This is a genomic window from Methanobrevibacter sp., from assembly GCF_045646045.1.
Classification (GTDB): domain Archaea; phylum Methanobacteriota; class Methanobacteria; order Methanobacteriales; family Methanobacteriaceae; genus Methanocatella.
Genome location: NZ_JAZRJY010000086.1, coordinates 1 through 5,726, shown reverse-complemented (window position 1 = coordinate 5,726; position 5,726 = coordinate 1). Strand labels below are relative to the sequence as shown.

1 protein-coding gene is annotated in these 5,726 nt (G+C 30.4%); it reads right to left on the bottom strand.

From position 1 onward, the window contains the following. On the bottom strand, positions 1-5,726 hold a 5,726-nt coding region (locus tag ACKI5C_RS05585), incomplete at both ends, for an AMP-binding protein (protein ID WP_407432192.1).

Here is a 5,726-nt window from a genome sequence, read left to right as displayed (position 1 = left end):
AATTATCAAAAAATACTTTAGAATTTTCATCTCCCCTATTCAAATAACCTTCAGTTAACTGAGCACCAGCCAAATACAACTCACCAACAGCACCTAAAGGTACACGACGACGCTCACTATCTAAAACATAACCTTTAACATTACTAACAAAATAACCAATACTAGAATCATCAATACGTTCATTAGCAAAAATACTAGTAGAAACAGCAAGATTTTCAGAAGGACCATAAGTCTCAAAAGGACCCATAAAATCAGGAGCATTCAACTCTCCTAACTTCATACCACCAAAACACAAAAGCCTAATACTAGTATCCATACCACTTTCAGCAAACAATTTACCTACTTGACTTGTAATATAAGTATGGGTACAATTATGCTCAACAAAATAATCATTTAAAGCCTTTAAATCTAACCTAATATCCTCAGGCACCACATACAATGACCCACCAGAAACAAGAGGAGCATACAAAGCAGCAGTATGAATATCAAAAACATATGAACAATGCATACCATAAACATCATCGGATGTGAAGCCAGTTTCGCCCACATACCATGAAACAAAGTTATTCACGGCTTTTCTACTGACTAAAACACCTTTAGGAGTACCGGTAGTACCACTAGTATATAAAACACAAGCAGTATCATTTTCATCAACATCAACATAATTTAAATGATTTAGACTACCAAGATCTTCATCAAGAATGCATGACACATTTAAAACATCCATATCCAAATTATTTTGTGAAATAATATCAATCATATGTTTTTCACTGTCGCCATCAACAATGACTACTTTAGATTGTGTGTCTTTAAGCATCAAAATAATTCTCTCATCAGGGTATGTGGTTTCGATAGGAACATAAATCGCGCCACAAGTTAAAACACCCATACTTGCTAATAAGAACCATTCACTACGATTCACAAACAAAACAACATAATCTTGTTTATCAATACCTAAATTAGTTAACTTATTACTAATTTCATTTGCAATAAATGCCCCCTCACCATGAGAATAGGAACTGTCCTTATATCCTACAAGAGCATTATTCTCACATTCCATTAAATTATTATTAAACGCTTCTAAAACATCACCATGATTAAATTGATGTTGGGTTTCATTATATCTATCTAAAAGTTTAATATCTTGATTGCTAATATAATCAATATCACCAAGGTTTTCTTTTTCCAACATTTGGATTAATATTTCTTTAAATGCTCTAGCAAATCTTTCCGCAGTATTCTGACTAAATCCATCCAAATGATTAACATTGACAACAAAACCATCATCCAAATCATTAACAACACATAAAAACTCAGAAACAGCATCAGCATTATCACTAAATATTATTTCGTCCCCAATATTGGACATGTTATTTAAATCTTGATTATACTCAAAAGTAATATCATTAGTTAAGTTAAATTCGTTTGAAAGTAATCTGAATGGATAAAAACTGTTTGATAATGATTTTAGAATTAAATCAGATAGATTATTAATATAATTATTTACTGATGTGTCTTTACAGTCTACGATAATAGGTATTGTTCTGACAAACATTCCTAATGCATTTTGGCTATAATCTTCATGACGGCCATGCTCAGTAAATGTAAAGTAAACTTTTTCGCTACCCGTAAATCTTGAATATGAGTATGCAAAGACAGCATTCAAAAGATTACTTACTGTAATATCATTTTCATAAGCAAAAGATTCTACTTGTTCACGAATACCTCTAATAGGAAGTATCACACTACCTTTATTTCCGCCAATATCCTTTAATAAAGATTGAACCTCATCGATATCAGCAAACTCTTCACTGAAGAATTTCTGTGCAGATTCATATTCCGGTTTGAATTTAGCTTCAAATGAATCCTCACTCTCATAAATAAATCCTAAATCAACATCACGGTCAAATTCATTATTTGAAATAGCCTTTAATTCACTGTTAATAATAGTGCGTGAAGTAGCATCATTGATAATATGATGTATATCATAAAAGATAAACTTAGTGTCCTTATTATTTACAATGAAGAAACGAGCCAAATTCTTTTCTAAATCAAAAGGTTTAATCAATTCATCATAATCATTTGTTTCAACAATTTCAATTGAAGGATAACTGTCACACACTAAAAGAGGCATGTCTTCATCATCCAAGATACGTCCTTTTAAAATTGGATGTTTGTCAATTAAAATATGAATAATCTCTTTAATTTCATCGATTGACTTATTAGCATCACAAATAAAAATACCCGGACCCGAATAGGCAGTTTCTTTGTCATGAACTTTTTCATCCAGATAAATTCCCAATTGAGATTCTGACAAACTGCAGGCAATTTCATCTTTAAATGAGAAATTAGCAATAAATTCCAATTCAGACTTGATATTTTCAACGAAACTTTCGAAATTATCTCCTAGATATGTGTTTTTAGCATAATCTCCACTTAAAACATAATTATCTTTTATATTAAATATATTGAAGTTAATACCATAAGAATCATCATTTGAATGAATATCATAATCATTACTAGAGATTGGGAGATTCAATGTTTTGAATAACTCATTTTCAAATGAAAATTCTCTACTTAAGAAATTAAATGAAACAGGACAGTGCTTATACTCAAGTTCCAATGTATCAAAAACTAAAGATCCATAGTTTAAACCCAAATTCGCAACATCACTCAATGCTGTTTTAACGTTATATATGTCTTTAACAATTGAAATATTATCATATTTATCATTTACTTTAATTTTAATTGGATATTGGCTAGTAAACCAACCAACAGTTTTACTTACATCAGCCATATTCTCGTCACGACCATGTGACTCACGATTCAATATTATATTTTGTCTGTAAGTTTTCTTATATGCTCTAGCTATTGCTAAAATTAAATATTCCTCTTCAGACATCAAAAATATGTTATTTGCATCATAGGTTGCATCAACATTAAATGAAAAGCTTTCTGATTCGCCATTAATCAAAGTGTCTTCCAATAAACTGTTAAGTTCAATCCAATATTGTTTTTCATCATCAGAGATGTCTAAAACCAAGGATTTAACATCATTTACCCAATTTTTATAAGGGTATGGTCTTATAATATCATATCTTTCTTCGGATTTTAATTTGGAGTAATAATGTGTTAAATCATCGATTATTATGCTCCAACTTACACCATCAACAATTAAATGATGAATAACGAAAGTAAGATAAGAATCTCCGTTATAATGAATCAAATTAACATCAATCAATTTATTTTTTATATTTATAGAATCGCTTGATTTGATTAGAATTTTCTCAATATTTTCTTCAAAATTATCTGAAATGTTATATTCATTTACCGTATAAATCGGATTGTTTAAAGGCAAAATTTCTTGAATCGGATTGGAGTTATCATCAAATTTATAAACTGCCCTTAGCATGTCATGGGTATTGATTACTTCATCCAATGCCTTTTGTAAAATATCTAAATCAAGATCTGTTTTAGTTTTTAAGACAAATGTCTGGGTGAAGTCATCTTTATTAATCTGATTAAAGAAATAACTTTGAATAGGAAGTAAATCAACTTCTCCAACAGTAGATTCATATGAAATTTTATCCGTGATTTTTACATTTTTAGCAATTAGATATGGAGTTTTATAATTTAGTATATCTCTTGCAGTACAGAAAATTGATTTTCTTTCAAGCAATGAAATTACGCGAATTGCCGTGATAGAATCTCCACCCAAATTGATAAAGTCATCATTTAATCCAATGTATTTTTGATTAAATACACTTTCAAATACATGTATTATTTCTTTTTCTGTTTGGGTTGTCGGTGCATCATATTCAGTCTTTAAACTGGTAAAGTCAATTTCAGGTAAAGCATTTTTATCTACCTTACTGTTAATGTTTAAAGGAATTTTATCTAATTTCATGACATAAGAAGGAACCATATAATCAGGTTTGTATTTTGCAACATAATCACGAACATTATCCTTAAGGGCTTTTTCATCCACATTATCAGATATCGCAACATATGCCACCAATTCATAATTGCCCATATTTTTAATGGTTTGAACTGTAACATCATCCACATAATCCAATTCACGAATAACATATTCAACCTCTGATAGTTCTACACGGTTTCCTCTGATTTTAACTTGACTGTCACGACGACCAACAATAGCCAAAGAAGCATCAGGCAGTAAACGCACCATATCTCCCGTATGATACAATATCCCATAATCTTCACGATTATCGAAAGGATTATAAATAAAGGAATCTTTAGTTTCTTTTTTACGGTTCAGATAACCATCAGCAATCTGATAACCGGCAAGACATAATTCACCAACAGCGCCCCACGGCACTCTTCTGCCATCATTATCTAAAATATATGCTTTTGTATTATATGTTAATGGTCCAACTGAAGAAGAAACTATTTTATCGGAGTTTTTAATGGAAGATATGAATACACAAGCTTCTGTTGGTCCAAATGCATCAACTAAAAGATAATTTTCAGGGCTTTCAAATTCACCTAATTTTTCACCACCGACAAGTAAAACCTCAAGGGAAGTATCCTCAACACTTTCCATAAAGAGCTTGCCCACTTGGGTGGTAATGAGTGTATGAGTAACATTATTTTCAATGAAATAATTATTTAAAGCATTAATATTCAATTTGATTTCATTTGGAACAATTGATAAAGATGCACCGGAATATAAAACAACCATGGTTGCTAACAAAGCAGCATCAAAACCAATAGTTGAGAATAACCCATAGACATCACCATTACTTAAATCATAATTATCAACGTAAAACTGAGAAAGATTTAAAATAGATTTGCCGGTAATCTTAACACCCTTAGGAACACCAGTAGTACCACTAGTATACAAAATACAAGCCAAATTACCATGAACTGCAGGCAAACTAGATAATAATCTAATTTCATCCCCAAGAATGTCTGAAATATTTAAAATAATAAATTCCCCAAATGACTCTTTTACACGATCATTGGTTTCATCATTAACAATAACAACTTTACAATCACTATCTTTTAGCATAAAGTCTAAACGTTCATCAGGAAGAGCATCATCTAAAGGAACATAAACAGCACCAATTGACATTATACCTAAAATATTTAAGAGATACAGTTCACCGCGAGGCACTAAAAATCCAACACAATCCTGAGACTCAACGCCCAATGAAGTTAATTTTTTAGCAATTTCATGGGCTATGAAAGCACCTTCAGCATAACTGTAAGAAAGATTATTGAAAGATACAAGTGCATCATTAGGGTTTTTAGATAAATTATCGTTAAATGCATCCAAAACATTATTATAATTTAATAGATGTTCGGTTTCATTAAAGCTATCTAAAAGCTTGGCATCCTCATCGGATATATAATTAATATCTTCAAGATATTCTTTATCCAAAATTTGAATTAAAATTTCTTTAAATGCATTTAAGAAACGAACAATAGTATCTGATGAATATTTATCCAAATGATTAACATGAACAACAAAGCCATCATCCAAATCATTTACAATGCATGAAAATTCAGAAACAGTATCGAGATTATCATTAAAGATAATATCATTGCCAACATCAGATACGTCATTTAAGTCATAATTATATTCGAAAACAACATTATTATTTAAATTAAATTCTCTTGCAAGCAGCCTAAACGGATAAATACTGTTTGTCATTGATTTTAAAATTAAATCAGAAACATCATTCAAATAATCAGAAATATCC